General features: G+C 47.3%; 16 protein-coding genes. All 16 read left to right on the plus strand.

What is annotated here, in order from left to right; translation table 11 throughout:
- Positions 1-256: leucine-rich repeat domain-containing protein (locus RYL27_RS03950; RefSeq protein WP_314965395.1), on the plus strand; the 256-nt coding region annotated here is incomplete at its 5' end.
- A 143-nt stretch (positions 257-399) separates the two neighbouring features.
- Complete coding sequence (locus RYL27_RS03955) at positions 400-612, plus strand: DUF3791 domain-containing protein (protein WP_314965397.1); 213 nt, start codon at positions 400-402, stop codon at positions 610-612.
- A gap of 27 nt (positions 613-639) precedes the next feature.
- The gene (locus RYL27_RS03960) at positions 640-861 is read left to right on the plus strand and encodes a hypothetical protein (protein WP_314965399.1); all 222 of its coding nucleotides are present in this window, start codon (positions 640-642) and stop codon (positions 859-861) included.
- Positions 862-973: 112 nt separating this feature from the next.
- The gene (locus RYL27_RS03965) at positions 974-2,266 is read left to right on the plus strand and encodes an MFS transporter (RefSeq protein ID WP_314965401.1); all 1,293 of its coding nucleotides are present in this window, start codon (positions 974-976) and stop codon (positions 2,264-2,266) included.
- A gap of 123 nt (positions 2,267-2,389) precedes the next feature.
- Positions 2,390-3,709, plus strand: a complete 1,320-nt coding sequence (locus tag RYL27_RS03970) for an amidohydrolase (RefSeq protein WP_314965403.1) — start codon at positions 2,390-2,392, stop codon at positions 3,707-3,709.
- A complete protein-coding gene (locus RYL27_RS03975) occupies positions 3,706-4,890 on the plus strand; it encodes a BMP family ABC transporter substrate-binding protein (protein ID WP_314965405.1) in 1,185 nt (394 codons plus the stop codon). Before RYL27_RS03970 ends, RYL27_RS03975 begins: the two co-directional genes overlap by 4 nt.
- A gap of 99 nt (positions 4,891-4,989) precedes the next feature.
- A complete protein-coding gene (locus tag RYL27_RS03980) occupies positions 4,990-6,531 on the plus strand; it encodes an ABC transporter ATP-binding protein (RefSeq protein ID WP_314965407.1) in 1,542 nt (513 codons plus the stop codon).
- Positions 6,521-7,606, plus strand: a complete 1,086-nt coding sequence (locus tag RYL27_RS03985) for an ABC transporter permease (RefSeq protein ID WP_314965408.1) — start codon at positions 6,521-6,523, stop codon at positions 7,604-7,606. The genes RYL27_RS03980 and RYL27_RS03985 overlap by 11 nt, the downstream gene beginning before the upstream one ends.
- Positions 7,606-8,511, plus strand: coding sequence for an ABC transporter permease (locus RYL27_RS03990; protein WP_314965410.1), 906 nt, complete (start codon positions 7,606-7,608; stop codon positions 8,509-8,511). The genes RYL27_RS03985 and RYL27_RS03990 overlap by 1 nt, the downstream gene beginning before the upstream one ends.
- Positions 8,512-9,581: 1,070 nt before the next feature.
- Complete coding sequence (locus RYL27_RS03995; protein ID WP_007158137.1) at positions 9,582-10,820, plus strand: CpaF family protein; 1,239 nt, start codon at positions 9,582-9,584, stop codon at positions 10,818-10,820.
- 102 nt (positions 10,821-10,922) lie between these two features.
- Positions 10,923-11,777: a type II secretion system F family protein gene (locus RYL27_RS04000; RefSeq protein WP_007158136.1), complete on the plus strand. Its 855-nt coding sequence runs from the start codon at positions 10,923-10,925 to the stop codon at positions 11,775-11,777.
- Positions 11,778-11,787: 10 nt separating this feature from the next.
- The gene (locus tag RYL27_RS04005) at positions 11,788-12,648 is read left to right on the plus strand and encodes a type II secretion system F family protein (RefSeq protein WP_304069686.1); all 861 of its coding nucleotides are present in this window, start codon (positions 11,788-11,790) and stop codon (positions 12,646-12,648) included.
- 150 nt (positions 12,649-12,798) lie between these two features.
- Complete coding sequence (locus RYL27_RS04010) at positions 12,799-13,443, plus strand: prepilin peptidase (RefSeq protein ID WP_314965413.1); 645 nt, start codon at positions 12,799-12,801, stop codon at positions 13,441-13,443.
- A 13-nt stretch (positions 13,444-13,456) separates the two neighbouring features.
- On the plus strand, positions 13,457-15,133 hold the full coding sequence (locus tag RYL27_RS04015) for a WG repeat-containing protein (protein WP_314965415.1): 1,677 nt from the start codon (positions 13,457-13,459) through the stop codon (positions 15,131-15,133).
- Between the two features lie 58 nt (positions 15,134-15,191).
- Entirely contained in the window at positions 15,192-16,265 is a 1,074-nt protein-coding gene (locus tag RYL27_RS04020) for a chromosome partitioning protein ParA (RefSeq protein ID WP_304069692.1), read from the plus strand.
- 102 nt (positions 16,266-16,367) lie between these two features.
- A complete protein-coding gene (locus RYL27_RS04025; protein WP_314965417.1) occupies positions 16,368-17,231 on the plus strand; it encodes a leucine-rich repeat domain-containing protein in 864 nt (287 codons plus the stop codon).
- Positions 17,232-17,368 lie beyond the last annotated feature (137 nt).

Below are 17,368 nucleotides of genomic sequence, written 5' to 3' on the forward strand. Positions count from 1 at the left end.
TCCCAACGCAAAGGCCTATCTCTCCCATTTTAAGGCTCTGAAAAGGCTGTACATTGCCGGAAATACACTGGAGAACCTGGATTGTATAGAGGGGCTTACAACTCTTGAGGAGTTGGATATTTCGGAAAATTACATCTCTGATATCTCCGCCCTCCGGAATTTTCCGAACTTAAAGAAAGTAAAACTCTCCGGAAATCCTGTAGTGAATATGGAGATTTTACTGGACAGTATAGAAATTGTTCCAAGTTTAGACTAAATAGCGGACTGAAATGACTAAGTTGAAGTACTGTATATTGGTGCATTTCATAAATTGTGATATTATCATTTCATAAGAATGTAGTGTCAGAAACTAATTTTACTGCTATTTGGATGCTTAAACATATAAGGAGTAACACTCTTATGATTAATGAAATATTATTTATGGAAATTAGATTATTAGGAGAGTTTTGTCAAAAATATAAAATGAGTCGGGCTGCTGCCAATGCCCTCTTCTCAAAATATAAAATTTGGCAATATATAGAGTCATGCTATGACACTTTCCATATTAATGGTGATGAGTACAATTTAGATGAAATCAGCACTGTTTTGAAGGCGAAAGGAGCGATTTCGTGAAGCTAAGCTTTCAGGAGGCAAGAAAATATGTCATTTGAAAAAATGAATATATGTGCAGACATGATACTCACAAATGCTATTGAGGATATGGCTGAGGAAGAGAATATCTCCATTGAAGAGTCGAGAAATAGGCTTTTGAGTTCCAATGCATGTAAGTGTCTTTATAATTTTGATTCCGGATTGTGGAAGGAAGGATCTGACTATTTTCTGGACTACTATAGGAGATCCCAGCAAAAAGTAAGCGGCTAAACTATCATTTTCAAATGATCGCTTCCAAATCATAACTTTCCCTAAAATCGATTGCATAGAACATCGTTTCAGAGTATTCTTGAGCGGTATTGTATTGTAAGGGGGAGAGAAGATGTTTTCTATACTGTTGCTCATGATTTATCTGGCATTTGTCAGTCTGGGACTGCCGGATGCTTTGCTGGGCTCGGCCTGGCCGATCATGTATCAGGAATTTGCTGTTCCCGTATCCTATTCGGGAACAGTTTTTATGATTATTTGCGGAGGAACGATTCTCTCCAGTTTAAACAGTGAAAAATTGAATCGTCGCTTTGGAACCGGGAAAATTACGGCAATTTCGGTGCTTTTAACCGCCATTGCCTTATTTGGTTTCTCTATTAGCCACAGCTTCCTTATGCTCTGCCTTTTTGCCATTCCCTATGGCCTTGGAGCCGGTTCTGTGGATGCGGCTTTAAACCATTATGTGGCTCTGCACTATTCCAGCAGACACATGAGCTGGCTACATTGTATGTGGGGCTTGGGAGCCTCCGTAGGTCCTTATATTATGGGCTTTGTTTTACAAAGGGGCGAGCCTTGGAGCAGGGGGTACCTGATTGTTTCTCTGATTCAATTTGCTCTGGCTATTGCCCTTTTTTGCAGTCTTTCTTTATGGAAGAAAAAGCCGGAGGAACTTAAGGAAAATGCTGCAAGCACTGCAAAACAAGAAAATTCTCAGCAAAATGAGTTCCGGCAAAATGAATCTCAGCTGGAATCCTGTTCTGAAGAAGCTAAAAAGCAAGAAGCTCTTCCATCTGGAGTCTCCAAACAAAAAGCTTTAAGCCTGAAAGAGATTTTTGCCATTCCCGGAGCCAAGGAATGTATGGCAAGCTTTTATTCCTACTGTGCTCTGGAGCAGACCGTGGGCTTATGGGCAGGCTCTTTCATGGTGCTGGCTCTTGGAATGGAAGAGAATCTGGCGGCTTCCTTTGTGGCTTTGTATTACTTTGGGATTACCTTCGGCCGTTTTCTTTCCGGCTTTTTTACCATGAAATGGAAGGATGAGCAGTTGGTACTGGGGGGAAGCGCCATTGTCTTCTTCGGTATTTTTCTCCTCTTTACGCCCTGGAGTAAGGCTATGGTACTGCCGGCCTTAATTCTGATTGGTCTGGGCTGTGCCCCGGTTTATCCTTCCGTAATTCATTCCACTCCCTATAATTTCGGTGTGGAACATTCCTCTGCCCTGATTGGGGCGCAAATGGCCGCCGCCTATGTGGGAACCTTGATTATGCCTCCCCTCTTTGGGGTTCTGGGACGAAGCTTCAGCATGAAGCTCTTCCCCTATTACTCCATGTTCCTTCTGCTTTTTATGGTATTTACCTATAGAAGAATGCTGCAAGTCACCAAGAAGGCAAGGCGGGAGAAGCGATAAGGGGCTTTTTCGATAGCAGTCAGCCAAAGAACGAATACGAGAGATATTTACTTTTGCAACAAATTGTTGCGCCGAGGGAACGGCGACAGCAAGTCAGCACATTAAAGAAAGGATGGAGATCCTATGCAAAAAGTGCATGAAGAACTGGAACGCATTTTGCCCAAGGCCATCGCCTTGGCGGAAGACATTTTCAGAAACCCGGAGCTGGGCTATAAGGAATTTCGGAGCCGAGAAAAGGTGGAAGAGGCCTTGAAGGATGCGGAGATTCCCTTTACCGAGGTGGCTTACACAGGACTTATGGCGACTTTGGATTCCGGAAAGGAAGGCCCCTGTATCGGCTTGATTGCAGAGTTTGATGCGGTGCCGGTGTTGGGGCATCCCTATGCATCAACCGATCAAAATGCCGCCCATGCCTGTGGCCACTATGCCCAGACCGGGGTGATGCTTGCCGTATTTTTGGCGCTGAAGGAAGCCGGTGTGATGGAAAGGCTTACGGGAAAGGTGAAGCTCTTCTTTACTCCCGCGGAAGAATTCTGCGACATGGATTATCGAAGAGATCTCATCAGAGAGGGGAAGGTTTCCCATTCCTCCGGCAAGCAGGAAATGATTTCGCTGGGGCTCTTTGATGAGTGTGCGGTGCTTCTGTCCTGTCACAGTATGGGGCTGATCGATACGGACTATCAGGCAGAGGTGGGGGCTTCCTTAAACGGCTTCTGTCAAAAGAAGGTCACCTTCCTGGGCACGGAGGCTCATGCCGGGGCGAATCCTCATTTGGGGGTAAATGCCCTTCACGCCATGACTTTAGCCATTTCCGCCATCAATGCTCTTCGGGAAAGCTTTCCGGAGGAGGATTGCATCCGGGTGCATTACATCGTGACAGAGGGCGGACAGACGGTGAATTCCGTTCCGGCCAGAACCAGGATGGAAATGTATATTCGTGCTAAGACCGTGGAAGCCATCCGAAGCACGGAGAAAAAGGTGGATCGGGCTTTACGGGGGGCGGCTCTTGCGATAAACTGCGACCTGGAAATCCAAAATACCCCGGGCTATCTTCCCTTAAAGCAGGATCCGGCTCTTACGGAGCTGGTGCGGAGCCAGATTCTTCGCTACATGCCGGAAAGTCGGATTGCGGAGGGCACCCACGGCACAGCCTCCGGGGATATGGGAGACCTGTCCATGCTCTTCCCCACGGTGGAAATCGGCATTTCCGGCTTCAAGGGGCGTATTCACGGCCGGGATTTCGGTACGGAAAATGAAAGGGAAGCCTACCAGATTCCCGCCCACTATTTTGTGGACACGGTCATGCGACTTTTGGAGCACGATGGGGCGGAAGCCAAGAGAATCCAAGAGAGCTTTATACCCAAATTCACTAAGGAGAACTATCTGGCAGAGCTGGATAGACTTCATACAAGTTTATTTTACGAAAGGGAGAAGGAATTATGAGAAAAAAGAACTGGATTTTAGGATTGAGTGCAGTAGGCATGATGGCAGTTTTAGCTGCCTGCGGAGGCAATGCAAATGCTAAAGCCACCACATCCGCTACAGAGGCGGCGAAGGAGGGAACTACCCCGGCAGCTAAGGAGGAGAAGGCGGAAGGCAATAAGGAAAGTAACGGCAAGAAGCTGAAGGTCACTCTTTTGGTAACCGGTTCCTTCGGAGATAAGGCCTTTAACGATTCCGCGCAGGCAGGAATGAAGAAGATTCAGGAAGAGCTTTCCGACAAGGCGGAAGTGACCATGGTGGAAATGGGAAGCGACAAGACCAAGTTCGAAGGCGCTATGCAGGATGCTTCCGAGTCCGATGCGGACTTGATTATCACCGGACTTTGGGATATGAAGGAAATCACCGAGAAGATTGCCCAGGAATATCCGGAGAAGAAGTACATCCTTTTCGATACCGCTGTAGATTACACTGCGGGAGACCTTTCCAATGTGTATTCCATGAGTTATAAGCAAAATGAGGGTGCCTTCCTGGCCGGTGTTTTGGCAGCAGGGGTAACCAAGTCTTCCATGCCTTATGCCAATGCGGATAATGTTATCGGTTTCGTAGGGGCAAAGGATACCGCTGCGGTAATCAATGACTCTGCAGTAGGATATATTCAGGGCGCAAAGTTTATGGATCCGGAAGTAAAGGTATTGGTTTCCTATGTAGGCTCCTATGTGGATTCCGCAACAGCAAAGGATCTGGCATTAACCCAGTATGCCAACAATGCGGACACTGTCTTTGTAGCAGCAGGTCCCGCCAGCGTAGGGGTTATCGAGGCTGCGGCGGAGAGCAAGAAGTATGTTATCGGGGTAGACTCCGACCAGGCGGAAGCGTATGCAGGAAAGCCCGAGCAGGAATACATCATTTCCTCCGCAATCAAAAATGTGGGAGAAAGCCTGTATCTTTCCGTAGAAAAGGCGACAGAGGGCAAGCTTCCCTTTGGTGAGGCGGAGGTGCTGGGCCTTAAGGACGGTGTAGTCGGTATTGCGGAAAACGACATTTACAAGAAGGAAGTACCGGAAGACGTGCAGAAGAAGGTAGAGGATGCAAAGCAGGATATCCTTGGCGGCAAGGTGACCGTAGACACAGCTTACGGTATGGAAGAAAGCAAGTTAAAGAGCATTATCAGCGGCGAATAAATCTCGATAAAATCTTCGCTTGCCCGGAAAGCTTTGCTAAGAAAGGCTAAGTGGAGAATCAGTTACAGCATAGAATCAGGAATATCAACAGGAGGAACTGTGGAAGTCATAGCAGGAAGAGGACTTTACCAGATCTATCCCGGTGGCGTTTTGGCCAATGAAGACGTGAATCTCTCCGTGGAAAAAGGAGAGATTCATGCTTTAGTAGGGGAAAATGGAGCAGGCAAGTCCACATTGATGAAGATGCTCTATGGGGAAATTGCCCCTACAAAGGGGAAAATACTGGTAAAGGGGGAGGAAGTGGAGTTTCACTCCTCCAAAGAAGCCATGGAAAAAGGCATCGGCATGGTACACCAGCATTTTATGCAGATTCCTTCCATGACGGTGGCGGAGAATCTGGTGCTGGGCACGGGAAAGAGTCTTTTTGTAGACCGAAAGAAGGCTGTGGAGGAGTGCAAGGCCCTTTCCGAAAAATACGGTCTGCAAGTGGAGGCGGAAAAAAAGGTTTCCGACATTTCCATTGCCATGCGACAGAAGCTGGAAATTCTAAAGGCACTTTACAGAGGAGCGGAAATCTTTATTCTGGACGAGCCCACAGCGGTGCTGACGCCTCAGGAAACCGAGGAGCTTTTCGTGCAGCTTAGGAGCTTGCGGGAAAAGGGGCATACCATCCTCTTTATTTCCCATAAATTGCAGGAAGTAAAGGCTCTTTGCGACAGAATGACCATTCTTCGGGACGGAAAGACCATGGGAACCTATGGGGTGGAAAGCCTGTCGGAGGCGGACATTTCCCGACTGATGGTGGGAAGAGAAATTCATCTGGATATCGAGAAAGAGTCCTATTCTCCGGGAAAAAAGGTCTTTTCCGGGAAAAACATTTTCCTGCAGGGAGAGGGGGGAAAGGCGATTTTACAAAATCTGTCCTTCTCTCTTTCCGAGGGAGAAATTCTGGGGATTGCCGGTATTGACGGAAATGGACAAAATGAGCTTTGTCAGGTCTTGGTGGGGACGCTTCCTGCAAATGGAGCAGAGCTACAGCTTTTTTCCCAGGACTTTTCCGCATTTTCCGTACAGAAGCGACAGGACCTGGGAATTTCCTATGTGTCGGAGGATCGCTTCCTTTATGGCTCTGCGCCCAAGCTTAGCTTGGAGGAAAATGCCATTTCCCGTAGCTATAGGGAGAAGGCGCTTTTTTCCTTCGGACTTCTAAACAGCGGAAAGATTCAGGCCTTTACCAAGAAGGTGCTTTCGGCCTTTTCCGTAAAATACAAAAATACCAAGCAGGATGTGAAATCCCTTTCCGGCGGAAATGCCCAGAAGCTGATTTTCGGACGGGAATATGAGGCCAATCCCCATTTGTTCATCCTAAATCAGCCCACAAGAGGAATTGATGTGGGTGCCATTGCCTTTATCCGAAAGAAAATTTTGGATATGCGGAAGAATAAGAAGGCGGTGCTACTCATTTCCGCAGATCTTACGGAGCTTTTGTCCCTAAGTGACCATATCCTTGTGATGCATGAGGGGCGCTTTGTGGGCTATCTGGACAATGACGACAGTCTGACGGAGGAGGAGCTGGGCTTATATATGCTGGGAGTTAAGGAAGACAGTCAGGAGAGAATAGGAGAGGCTTATGAGCAGTAAACAACAATTTCAGCTTTTTCGTTTTATCCTGGCACTGGGGATTTCCCTTGGCATTTCCATGCTGATTATCTTTTTGGTCAGTAAGGAGCCTTGGACAGCCATTTCTTATCTACTCTTAGGCCCCTTTGGCAGTATGCGGCACTTTCTTTCCATCTTTGCCCAGGCCACCCCGCTGATTTTTACAGGGCTTGCCCTAAGCCTTTGTTTTAAATCGGGAAACTTTTCCATGATTACGGATGCCTGCCTCTATATTACCGCGGTACTTACCGCGGCCTTGGCCATCCGCCTGAGCCTGCCCTTCCCCCTGCATCCCTTGGTGATTTTGCTTTTGGCGGCAGTGATGGGAGGCATTATCGGAAGCCTGCCTGCATTGGCGAAGCTGTATTTTAAGGCCAATGAACTGGTTACTTCCTTGATGCTAAACTATGTCTTTTTCTATCTGGGACTCTTTACCATCAGTAAATACTTTGCGGATCGGGAGGCGGGAACCTTTGCTTCCTTAAAGTATGCCAAAACTGCGGTACTGCCGATTTTGGTGAAGGGCAGTAAGCTGCACCTGGGCTTTTTCCTGGCCCTGCTTTTGGCGGTACTTTTCAGCATTTTGCTGTACAAAACCCGCTTCGGCTATGAGCTTCGGCTTTCCGGAAGCAATCCTTCCTTTGCGAAAATGGTGGGCATTTCCTCATCAAAGGTGATCCTCCTGACCCAGGTTCTGGCGGGAATGGTGGCCGGCCTTGGAGGGGCGGTGGAGCAAATGGGCATGTATCAGCGTTTTAACTGGCAGGAGTCCCCCTCCTATGCCTGGGACGGGGTGATTATTGCCATTCTTTCCCGAAACAATCCGGCGCTGGTGCCCTTTTCCGCCCTCTTCCTGGCCTATATCCGTGTGGGAGCGGATATCATGTCCAGAAAGTCCGATGTGCAAAATGAATTGGTAGCTCTGATACAGGCCTTACTGATTCTCTTCGTAACCGCGGAAGCCTTTCTTTCCGGCTGGGAGCATAGAAGAGAGGTGAAGGAATCCTTGGCTGCAGGAACTAAGATGCTTTCGGAACCGGGAAAGGAGGAGGCGTAATGGGAGAGATACTATCCATTTTGGGAAAGGAAGACTTTTACTTTGCCATGCTTCGTACCGCAACACCGGTACTCCTTACTACCCTGGGAGCCATGACCGCCTCCCGAGCGGGAGTCAGCAACATTGCCTTAGAGGGCACCATGCTTTTTGCCGCCTTCTTCGGGGTGATTGTCAGTGCCTTTAGCCAAAGCGCTCTTTTGGGCTTTTTGGCGGCAGTAGGGATAGGGCTTTTGATTTCCCTGCTTCTGTCTTACTTTATTTTGGAACTGCATTCCAACGGTATTCTTTCCGGTATTGCCTTAAATACCTTGGCTTCCGGCGGAACCATCTTTCTTTTATTTTTGATTACCGGGGAAAAGGGAGCCTCCACTTCTTTGCACAGCTTAAAACTTCCTGCTTTAAATATCCCTTTGATAGAGAACATTCCCTTCGTGGGAAAGATTCTTTCCGGACAGCATATCTTGACCTACCTGAGCCTGCTTTTGGTTTTTGTGATTGCTACCCTCTTTAAGAAGAGTCGTCTGGGAATGGAAATTATTGCGGTGGGAGAGAATCCCGAGGCGGCGGAATCCCTGGGGATTTCCGTAAAAGGAGTGAAGCGGACAGCACTTCTCATCAGCGGAGCCTTAACCGGTATGGCAGGAGCCTTTCTTTCCATGGGCTATGTGGGACTGTTTTCCGCAGGAATGACTGCAGGACGAGGCTATATTGCTTTGGCGACCCAAGCCATTGCCGGAGGAAATGCCTATCTGGCTTTTCTGGCCTCTCTGCTCTTCGGCTTCTGCCAAAGCATGGCCAACTACCTGCAAAACACCGGAGTACCATTACAGTTTATTCAGCTCATCCCTTACCTTAGTATTGTTGTAGCCTATTGCGCTTATTGCAGGGCAAAGTTGAAACGATAAACTAAAAATAGAATGGGATTCATTTGATGTGAAACGTTATGAAGATAAGTAAATCCCGCGAAGGGAAGGACTGCAAAAATCAATAAATGAAGCGACAGAAGCAGTATAGGTCTGTAATAGGGGGCAATCTGAGCTCTCAGGTATTTACGAAAACTGGCGAAGGGAAGGACTGTAGAAATCAATCTAGTGAAGCGACAGAAGCAGTATGGGTATGAAAGAGAGCAATCTGAGCCCGACGGTATTTACGAAAACCTGCGAAGGGAAGGACTGTAGAAATCAATAAGATGAAGCGAATGAAGCAGTATGGGTCTGTAATAGGGGCAATCTGAGCCCATCGAAACTTACCGAAAACCCGCGAAGGGAAGGACTGTAAAAATCAATAAATGAAGCGACTGAAGCAGTGTGGGTCTATAATAGGGGCAATCTGAGCCCGTCAGTACTTACTGAAAGCGAGCTAAAGCGAAGCTTGAAGTTAGTACTGCTACGAAGGCGAAGTTAGCGGGAGCGTGCCCCAATTATAGACCCACACTGCATAGGAGCGAGCTTCATCAATGAATACAGCCCTTCCCTTCGCAGAGGCGAGGTTAAGCGGGAGCGTACCCCAATTATAGACCCACACTGCATCGGAGCGAGCCTTAAAAATCAAAAGAGAAACTATTTTTGTACAGTTTCTCTTTTTTTCTTGGCCAAATTTTAGAAAAAACCATAGTATTTTTGTAGGATATTTACAAAAACAAGGGGAAAAAGAAGAAAAAAAGGCAGGAATAAACATTAAATTTGCACACAAATACACGTAAAATAACGCTTTTCCATTAATTAAATTATTGGATAAATTAAATTTAAATTAATATAAAATAGAATTATATTGACAGGAAAGGCCAAACTAACTATTATTTATCTTGCAATTTCTTCTAATTTTATTATTTTAATAAAAAATTTAAAGGGTATAAATCGTGTTTTAGAAAGAAAAAATTGAATAAGGATATCTCGGGAAAAACCGAACCCTCTTTGGAAAAGGAAGGGGGTTGGGGGCGGTTTTGGCATTTTCGTAATGAGGGAAAGGAGTGTGCATGACCTACGCAGAGGAGCAAAGATTGGTTGAGGAGTTAAAATCCTTTATTTCTTCGAACTTTGTTTTAAGCCAGATTGAAGATGACGTGTTGGAGGAGAAGGTGAAGGAAGTGGTTGCCCAGAGAATCGGCAACTCTTACTGCTCCGTGGAGCAGAAGCTCTCCATCGTTCAGCAGGTTTACGGAGCTATCAGAGGCTTCGGCCTTTTGGATGCTATTTTAAAGGATGAAAGCATTACCGAGGTCATGATTAACGGCCCGGAAAACATTTTCATAGAGCAAAAGGGACATCTGTTCCAGCTGGATCGGCAGTTTGAAAGCGAGAAGAGGCTGGAGGATATTATCCAAAGAATCGTAGGATTGGCAGGCCGTGAGGTAAACCAGGCCAATCCTATTTGTGATACTACCCTGCCGGACGGATCCCGTGTCAATGTGGTGCTTCCTCCCATTGCCCTCTGCGGTCCCACCATTACCATCCGTAAGTTCTCCAAGGAACCTATGACCATGGAGAAGCTGATTCGCTTCGGCTCCTTAACCAAGGAAATTGCGGAGAAGCTTCAGCTTTTGGTCAAGGCTCGTTACAACATATTCGTCTGCGGCGGTACGGGTTCCGGAAAGACCACCTTCCTGAATGCCCTGTCCAACTATATCCCAAGAGACGAGCGTGTTATCACCGTAGAAGATACCGCAGAGTTACAGATTGAAAATGTAGACAACCTGGTACGACTGGAAACCAGAAACGCCAACTCCGCCGGCGTGGGGGAGATTTCCATGACGGATTTGATTAAGTCCTCTCTTCGAATGAGACCGGACCGTATCGTTGTGGGAGAGGTTCGTGGTCGAGAGGCTTTAGATATGCTGCAGGCCATGAACACCGGACATGACGGATCCCTTTCCACAGGACACGCCAACTCCACAAGGGATATGTTAAGCCGTTTGGAAACCATGGTGTTGCAGGGTGCGGCAAATGTACCCTTGGAAGCCATTAAGCAGCAGATCGGATCTGCGGTGGACATCATCATTCACCTGTCCCGTCTCAGAGACCGTTCCAGAAAGACCATGGAGATTACGGAGGTTTTAGGATTCCATAACGGAGAGATTCTTCTGAACCCCCTCTATGTTTTTGAAGAGGATGAGCAGAGTACCGTGACCAAGGTACACGGCGTTTTGAAGCGGACGGAAAATAAGATGCAGAAGGACTTTAAGCTCCGTTTAGCAGGAATCAATACGGTTATCTAAAGCGAGAATCGGAAGTCATACAGGAATGTAAAGTGCCGAAGCGGAATTTCGGCCGTTGATCGAAAATCACCGGAAGGAATGAAGCTTCGTTTGGAGGGACAAATGTTTTTTCGGAAAAAGAAGGAAAAGGAACCGGCAAGCTACCTTTCCCCCTTGGGAACGGAGCTGACCAATTACAACGTATATTATCTGAATTTCAGGGAAAAGCTTCAGGCCTTTGCTATAGCGCTGTTCATCGGCGGTGCAGTGAGTCTGGTGTTTTACGGCAATCAGTTTTTGGATGCCACAGGAAGGGCTACGAAGGCCACCATGTATGGCAATATCGTCATTTTCCTGTTGGTGGGAAGTCTCTGCGGCTTCTTCTTCCTCCCCATTCGGGCCGGTCAATGTAAGGAAAAACGGCTGAAGGAATTAGCCAGACAGTTCAGAGGCTTTTTGGAATCCTTGGCGGTGGCGCTGGCCAGCGGAATGAACATGCACGATTCTCTGGACAGCACCTATAAGGATATGGTGATGGAATTCGGAGAGGATGAAAAAATCACGAAGGAAACCGCGGAAATGATTTTGGGCTTGCGAAACAACTTAGCCATTGAGGACATGATGCTTTCTTTGGGAAAGCGCAGTGCCAACAAGGATATTGAGAACTTTGCCATCATTTTCAATGTAAGCTATCGGGCCGGCGGAAATATCAAGGAAATCGTCCGAAGAACCGCGGATATTATCGGAGAAAAGATGGAAATCAGTGAGGAAATCCAGACGGCGATTTCTTCCAATAAGATTCAGTTTACCGCCATGATGATTATCCCGGTGGTGCTTACGGGAATGCTTAGGGGCATGGGATCCAGCTTTAATCGAAGCTTTTCCACACCCATCGGAATTGTTGCGGTGACCATCGCCATCGGCATCTTTGCGGGAGCTTATGTGATGGGACAGCGGATTATGCAGGTGGTGAAGTAAGAAGGGGAAAATGATGCGAAGCATAGCAATGATTTTAGGAACCATTCTGGCAATTTTGTTCCTGATTCAGCTTTTTCGGGGACAGAAGTACGAAGAGCTGGTGGAGGGTTTGGAGGAAAAGGAATTTCCTTTAAAAGATATTTATACTGTTGGATTTAGCTGGGCAGAATTACCGCCTCTTCGCTTGAGAGGCGTGCTTTTCGAGCGACTGGAGCAAAACGCCAAGGTCTTATACGGAGAGATGTATGCGGAATACTATGCCAATGTGTATTACGCCATGGCCCTTAGCTTTTTCCACTTTATCTTATGCTTTGGCTGCCTTCTGGCAGGCTGGCAGGATAGCAGGAACTTCTTCTATCTGGGCATCTTTCTAGCGATTGTGGGACTGATTTACGGTTGCGACTCCATGCGACAGAAGCTGGTAAAGAGAACGGAGAACTGCGAGACGGAGCTTCCGGAGGTAGTTTCCACCATGGCGATTCTGGTGAACTCCGGCATGATCCTTAGAGACGCCTGGAACATGGTGGGCGGCAGAGGGGAAGGAGATATCTACGCCCTGATGCGGGATGCCAGTGAGGATATTCGAAACGGCCATGCGGACAGTGAGGCTATAGCCAAGTTCGGAAGAGCCACCAATTCTCCGGAGATTATCAAGTTTACCAGTGCCTTAATGCAAAGTATGGGAAAGGGTGCAGGAGAGCTGCCCCTCTTTTTGGCAAGACAGTCCAGTGACCTTTGGAACGAGAAAAAGCAAAGACTCTTACAAAAGGGAGAACAGGCTTCCGCCAAGCTCTTAATGCCCATCATGCTGATTTTCTTAGGCATTATTATCATTATTTTATCCTCCGCCTTTGCGGGAATTTCCCTGTAGGAGAAGCAACAGTAGAAGAATCAACAGTAGGAGAAGCAACAGTAGAAGAAGCAATCGTAGAAGAGGCCACTGTCGAAAGAACAGTACTTTGGAATTTTGTAAGGAATAGAAACAATACAAAACCGGATATGGGAAAGGAATCAAAGGAAAATGATGCAAGGACTTATTAGCGGCGCTGTTTTCAGTATATGCAGCATTGCCGTGTATTTTCTCGTAATAAAGATATTTTTAAAAGGGCAGGCAAGGTCGTCCTTCTTAAACCCCTATGCCGTGATTGGCGCTTTGGCCTTTTTTTCCTTCCTGACAGGCTACTACGTACGACAAACGGCGGTGCATACCCTGGCCTTAGCCATGATTCTTTTTTGCTTCATGGTTTTGGAGTGGGCAGGGCTGGTGGATGCTTACACCATGAAGATACCAAACCTCTGCACCATAGTGCTTCTAGCGGGCAGAATCCTTTTTATGATTCCGGAGCTTCTGTTTTACAAGGGGGACTTCCCCATGATTTTACTCAACAGCTTTGTACCTGCATTTATCGCTTTGATTTTATTGTGCCTCTTATATAAGATTTCCCGCTCCGGCTTGGGTATGGGAGACATCAAGATTTTTACCGGTCTTGCGTTCTTCACAGGGATGTACGGATTTTGCGTGAGCTTACTTTTTTCCTTCCTGCTCTGTGCCCTGTGTTCCCTTCCGGTTTTACTCTTAAAGAAAAAGAAGTTAAAGGACGCCCTTCCCTTGGGACCTTTTATCTACTTCGGTTTTGGCTTTGCAGCCATGCTATCTCTGATTTAGAAAGGAGCAGCTTGTGACACAGACACAGATGGGGGTTGCCTTTGCCCTGGTATTGATTACCGGTATGGGTTGGTATAGTAAGATTTCCGACCAGCAGAGACAGATAAAAAGGTATCAGCAGGAAGTGGCGGAAGCCGCGGACTTTGAGAAGAGAGGCCTGTACCAAAAGGCAGGAGAAAATTACAAAGAGGCCTTAGGCATTAAGAAGGAGGAAGCCATCTATGAAAAGATGATGGATGCCTACGAGAAAGCCTATGAGGAAAAGGAAGACCGCTACAAGGAATATATGGAGGCGGCAGAGATGGCACAGGCGGCCTATCCGGAAAATCCGCATTTTGCTCTGGCGATTTCCCGACTGTACATTCAGAAAAACGACTATGCCAATGCCTTTTACTTTTTGGATAAGGCGAAAAAGGCAGGCTCCAAGGATAAGACCTTCCAAAAGGAATACCGGAAAATGCTGTATTCCTTCAAGACATTGTATGGAAACTACAACAGCTATTATCCCCTTTCCAACGGCTTCTACGGGGTGAAAAACAAGGAGGGAGCAGGCTATATCCCGGCAGACGGGGAATCCTCCAACTCCTTAAAGCAGGAATTTGTAGGGCCCATCGGAGAGAAGGGATATCGTCTGCTACGTAAGGACGGAAAAACCATTTTGATGGATAAAAATGAAGTGACGCAGGGTGTATTTTCCAATAAAAATCCCGAAGACATCGGCTACTATGCGGAGGACAGAATTCCCATCAAGGAAGAGGGAGAATACAGCTACTACAATGCCTTGGGAGACCGACTTTTCGGCGGATTCTCCGAAGCCAGCCGTTTCCAAAAAGGAAAGGCAGTGGTGAAAAAGGCGAAAAGGGTCTTCTTTATCGATTCGGAAGGCAAGGAGCTGGAGCTTAAGTATACGGTAAAGGATGAAAAGGGTAAGGAGAAAAAAGACGAAAACGGAAAGAAGATAGAACAAGAACGAAAGTTCGAAGCGGTGCAGATCAATCCGGACTACAGCTTTATTGCCCAGGGCTGCATCCTGGCCAAGGAGGACGGCGCCTACCATATCTACAATGAAAACTGGGAACAGATTTCGGACTTCTCCGCTGAGGAAGTGGACGGAATCGGAAAGGACGGCATTTTCGCCTTTTCCAAGAAGGGAAAATGGGGCTTTGCCAACCTGAAGGGAGAAGTGGTACTGGAGCCTAAGTACAAGGCGGCGAAAAGTTTCTCGGAAGGCCTTGCCGGTGTGATGGAGGACGATTACTGGGGCTTTATCAACTTAAAAGGAGAAATGGTCATTACCCCCCAGTTCTTCGGCGTGGATTACTTCAACAAAAAAGGCGTATGCATAGTGGAAACCACTCCGGAGGTATATCAGTTTATCAAACGAAATATCGTGAAGAAGGAAATCTTTACGGAAGACAGCAAGGACGCTACCAAAGAAGAGAAGGGCAAGGAAAAGGAAACAAAGCCCGAAGAAACAACGGAAGCGGCAACAGAAGCAATGACGGAAGCAGCCACCGAAGCGCCGACAGAAGGAACAGAAGCAGCATCGGAAGCCCCGGCGGAAGGAACGGAGGCAGCACCGGAAGCAGCACCGGAAGCCCCTGTAGAAGGGGGAGAAACGGCAGCGGCAGCTCCCCCGGAAGGGGAAGAAGCACCCCCTGCAGAAGGAGGGGCTCCGGCAGCAGGATAGGGCGCAGATGGAACGAAGATAGCAATCAATAAGCTGGAAAAGAGCAAAGGAGAAGGAAATGAAAATCAAATTAGCGATTTTGGAACAGGACAAGGAATACTTACAAAGAATCGTAACGGTGTTTAGCACCCGCTTTGGAGAGAAGTTTGAGCTGTATTCCTTTACCGACGAAGAACTGGCCTTAAAGACCGTTCGGGAGGTAAAGATGGATGTGCTGGTGGCGGATGCCTCCTTTGACATCAACACCGCCCTTCTTCCCAAGCAGTGCAGCTTTGCGTATTTCGTGGAGTCCGCGGAAATCGAAAGCTATAAGGACGAGGCGGCTATCTCCAAGTACCAGAAGGCGGAGCTGATTTATAAGCAGATTTTAAGCCTTTATGCGGAGCGGATTCAGGGCATTACCGGTTTGAAAATCGGAGAAGATCCCTGTAAGGTCTTTGCCTTCGGCTCGGTAGCCGGAGGAACCGGTGCATCCACCATGGCGGCAGCCTGTGCCTATCATTTCGCCCAGGCGGGACACCGGGTTTTGTACTTGAATATGGAGCGCTACGGCTCGGCGGATCTCTTCTTCCATGCCGGAGGACAGCTGGACATGAGCGATGTGGTATTTGCCTTAAAGGAGCAGAAGGCCAACTTCCGTTTAAAGCTGGAAAGTGCGGTTCGCCAGGATCCAAGAGGGGTGTACTTCTTCTCTAAAGCCAAGATTGCCCTGGATATGATGGAGCTTTCCTTAGAGGAGAGACAGAAGCTGCTTCGGGAGCTAAAGCTGGGAGGCTCCTATGACATTATCATCCTGGACGGGGACTTCTCCATTGATGACGACAGCTTAGCGGTTTACCGGGGAGTGCACGGCATTGTCCTCACCGTAGACGGATCGGAAATCGGAAACGATAAGTTCCTAAGAATGCTCCAAGCCTTGCAGATTAAGGAGGAAAATTCCCCCGTTCCCATCATGAAGAGAATGTACACCGTATATAACAAGTTCAGTAATAAAACCGGCCAGAGCCTTCCCAAAATCGGCATTCGAGAGCTGGGAGGGGTACCAAGATATGAACACGCCGGAACAGAGGCGCTGGTGGAGACTTTGGCGGAGAAGACCTTCTTCGAGGAATTATTAAAGGAAAATATTTAAGAGCGGAATACGTAGAAGCTTGGAAATACACAGAAGTTCGTTGGCTAATTAAAGTAATAGAAGATAAAAAGCAAAAGAAAACAATCAGAAAGGGGAATAAAAATGAAGAGAAGAACACTATTAGGTTTAGGCATCCTTGCTTTAGCTTTAGGGCTTTCAGCCTGTGGAGGAAAAGAGAAGAGTGCTCAGGGAGACAGCAAGCAGGAGGCAGACAGCGGTAAGGGAAATGAGAAAGCCAATGCCAAGGCAAATGAAGACTATTTCGAATGGATGGGAGAGGACTCCATTGCCAATCTGAATGAAGAGGGTTCTAAGCAGAAGGTGATTGTGATTCCCAAGCGGGCAAAGTCCTTTGACTCCGGCTTAGGACCGGATGATGATGTGCAGCTGGAAGAACTGTATTTTGAAAGTGATGACGATTTTCAGCTGGGCTACGGCCTGACTCTTTTGAAGAAGGTAAAGAAGATTGTGCTGCCGAAGAATCAGACCTCCGAGGTCGACGTACAGTCTGACCATAACCTGGAAAGTCTGGATATTCCGGCAGGGGTAACTAGCATTGCTAGGTTCGGCTTTAGAGACTGCACCAGCTTAAAGGAAGTGAATTTCCTGGGAGAACAGTTAAAGGTGATTCCGGACTCCGCTTTTCTGAACTGTTCCGCACTGGAGAAGATTAGCATCCCCAATTCCGTAGAAAGTATTGAAGAAGCGGCATTTCAGGATTGTAAGTCCCTGAAGGAAGTTCACATGCCCAAGAATTTAAAGGAAATCGGCAGCGGTGCCTTTGCCGCGGATCCTGTGGATTCTTATTACTTCCCCAAGGAAATTGAAAATTTAAAGGTGCTTCCGGATTCCTTTGCTTCCACCGGAAAGGGCAATTTCTATGTTGTGAAGGATTCCTGGCTGGACAAAAACTTTGAGGATGTATTCGGAATCTTAGGAGAAAAGCAGTACTACGACGGAGAGTAAAGCTTCCGTAGAAAGCAGTATTACGACGAAAAATAATGCTTTCGCAGAAGAGCGTTATTACGAAGAAAAAAGCTTCAGTAGGAAAAGTGCTGAAGAGGGTGCCGGAGGGAAAAGCTTCGGTACCGAAGGAGAAGGAT

Source organism: Oribacterium sinus, assembly GCF_963537195.1.
In the GTDB taxonomy this organism is placed as follows: domain Bacteria; phylum Bacillota; class Clostridia; order Lachnospirales; family Lachnospiraceae; genus Oribacterium; species Oribacterium sinus_A.

Coding starts and splice junctions, on each gene's coding strand:
- RYL27_RS03955 (WP_314965397.1), top strand. CDS start 400: ATGATTAATGAAATATTATTTATGGAAATTAGATTATTAGGAGAGTTT.
- RYL27_RS03960 (WP_314965399.1), top strand. CDS start 640: ATGTCATTTGAAAAAATGAATATATGTGCAGACATGATACTCACAAAT.
- RYL27_RS03965 (WP_314965401.1), top strand. CDS start 974: ATGTTTTCTATACTGTTGCTCATGATTTATCTGGCATTTGTCAGTCTG.
- RYL27_RS03970 (WP_314965403.1), top strand. CDS start 2,390: ATGCAAAAAGTGCATGAAGAACTGGAACGCATTTTGCCCAAGGCCATC.
- RYL27_RS03975 (WP_314965405.1), top strand. CDS start 3,706: ATGAGAAAAAAGAACTGGATTTTAGGATTGAGTGCAGTAGGCATGATG.
- RYL27_RS03985 (WP_314965408.1), top strand. CDS start 6,521: ATGAGCAGTAAACAACAATTTCAGCTTTTTCGTTTTATCCTGGCACTG.
- RYL27_RS03990 (WP_314965410.1), top strand. CDS start 7,606: ATGGGAGAGATACTATCCATTTTGGGAAAGGAAGACTTTTACTTTGCC.
- RYL27_RS03995 (WP_007158137.1), top strand. CDS start 9,582: ATGACCTACGCAGAGGAGCAAAGATTGGTTGAGGAGTTAAAATCCTTT.
- RYL27_RS04000 (WP_007158136.1), top strand. CDS start 10,923: ATGTTTTTTCGGAAAAAGAAGGAAAAGGAACCGGCAAGCTACCTTTCC.
- RYL27_RS04005 (WP_304069686.1), top strand. CDS start 11,788: ATGATGCGAAGCATAGCAATGATTTTAGGAACCATTCTGGCAATTTTG.
- RYL27_RS04010 (WP_314965413.1), top strand. CDS start 12,799: ATGATGCAAGGACTTATTAGCGGCGCTGTTTTCAGTATATGCAGCATT.
- RYL27_RS04020 (WP_304069692.1), top strand. CDS start 15,192: ATGAAAATCAAATTAGCGATTTTGGAACAGGACAAGGAATACTTACAA.
- RYL27_RS04025 (WP_314965417.1), top strand. CDS start 16,368: ATGAAGAGAAGAACACTATTAGGTTTAGGCATCCTTGCTTTAGCTTTA.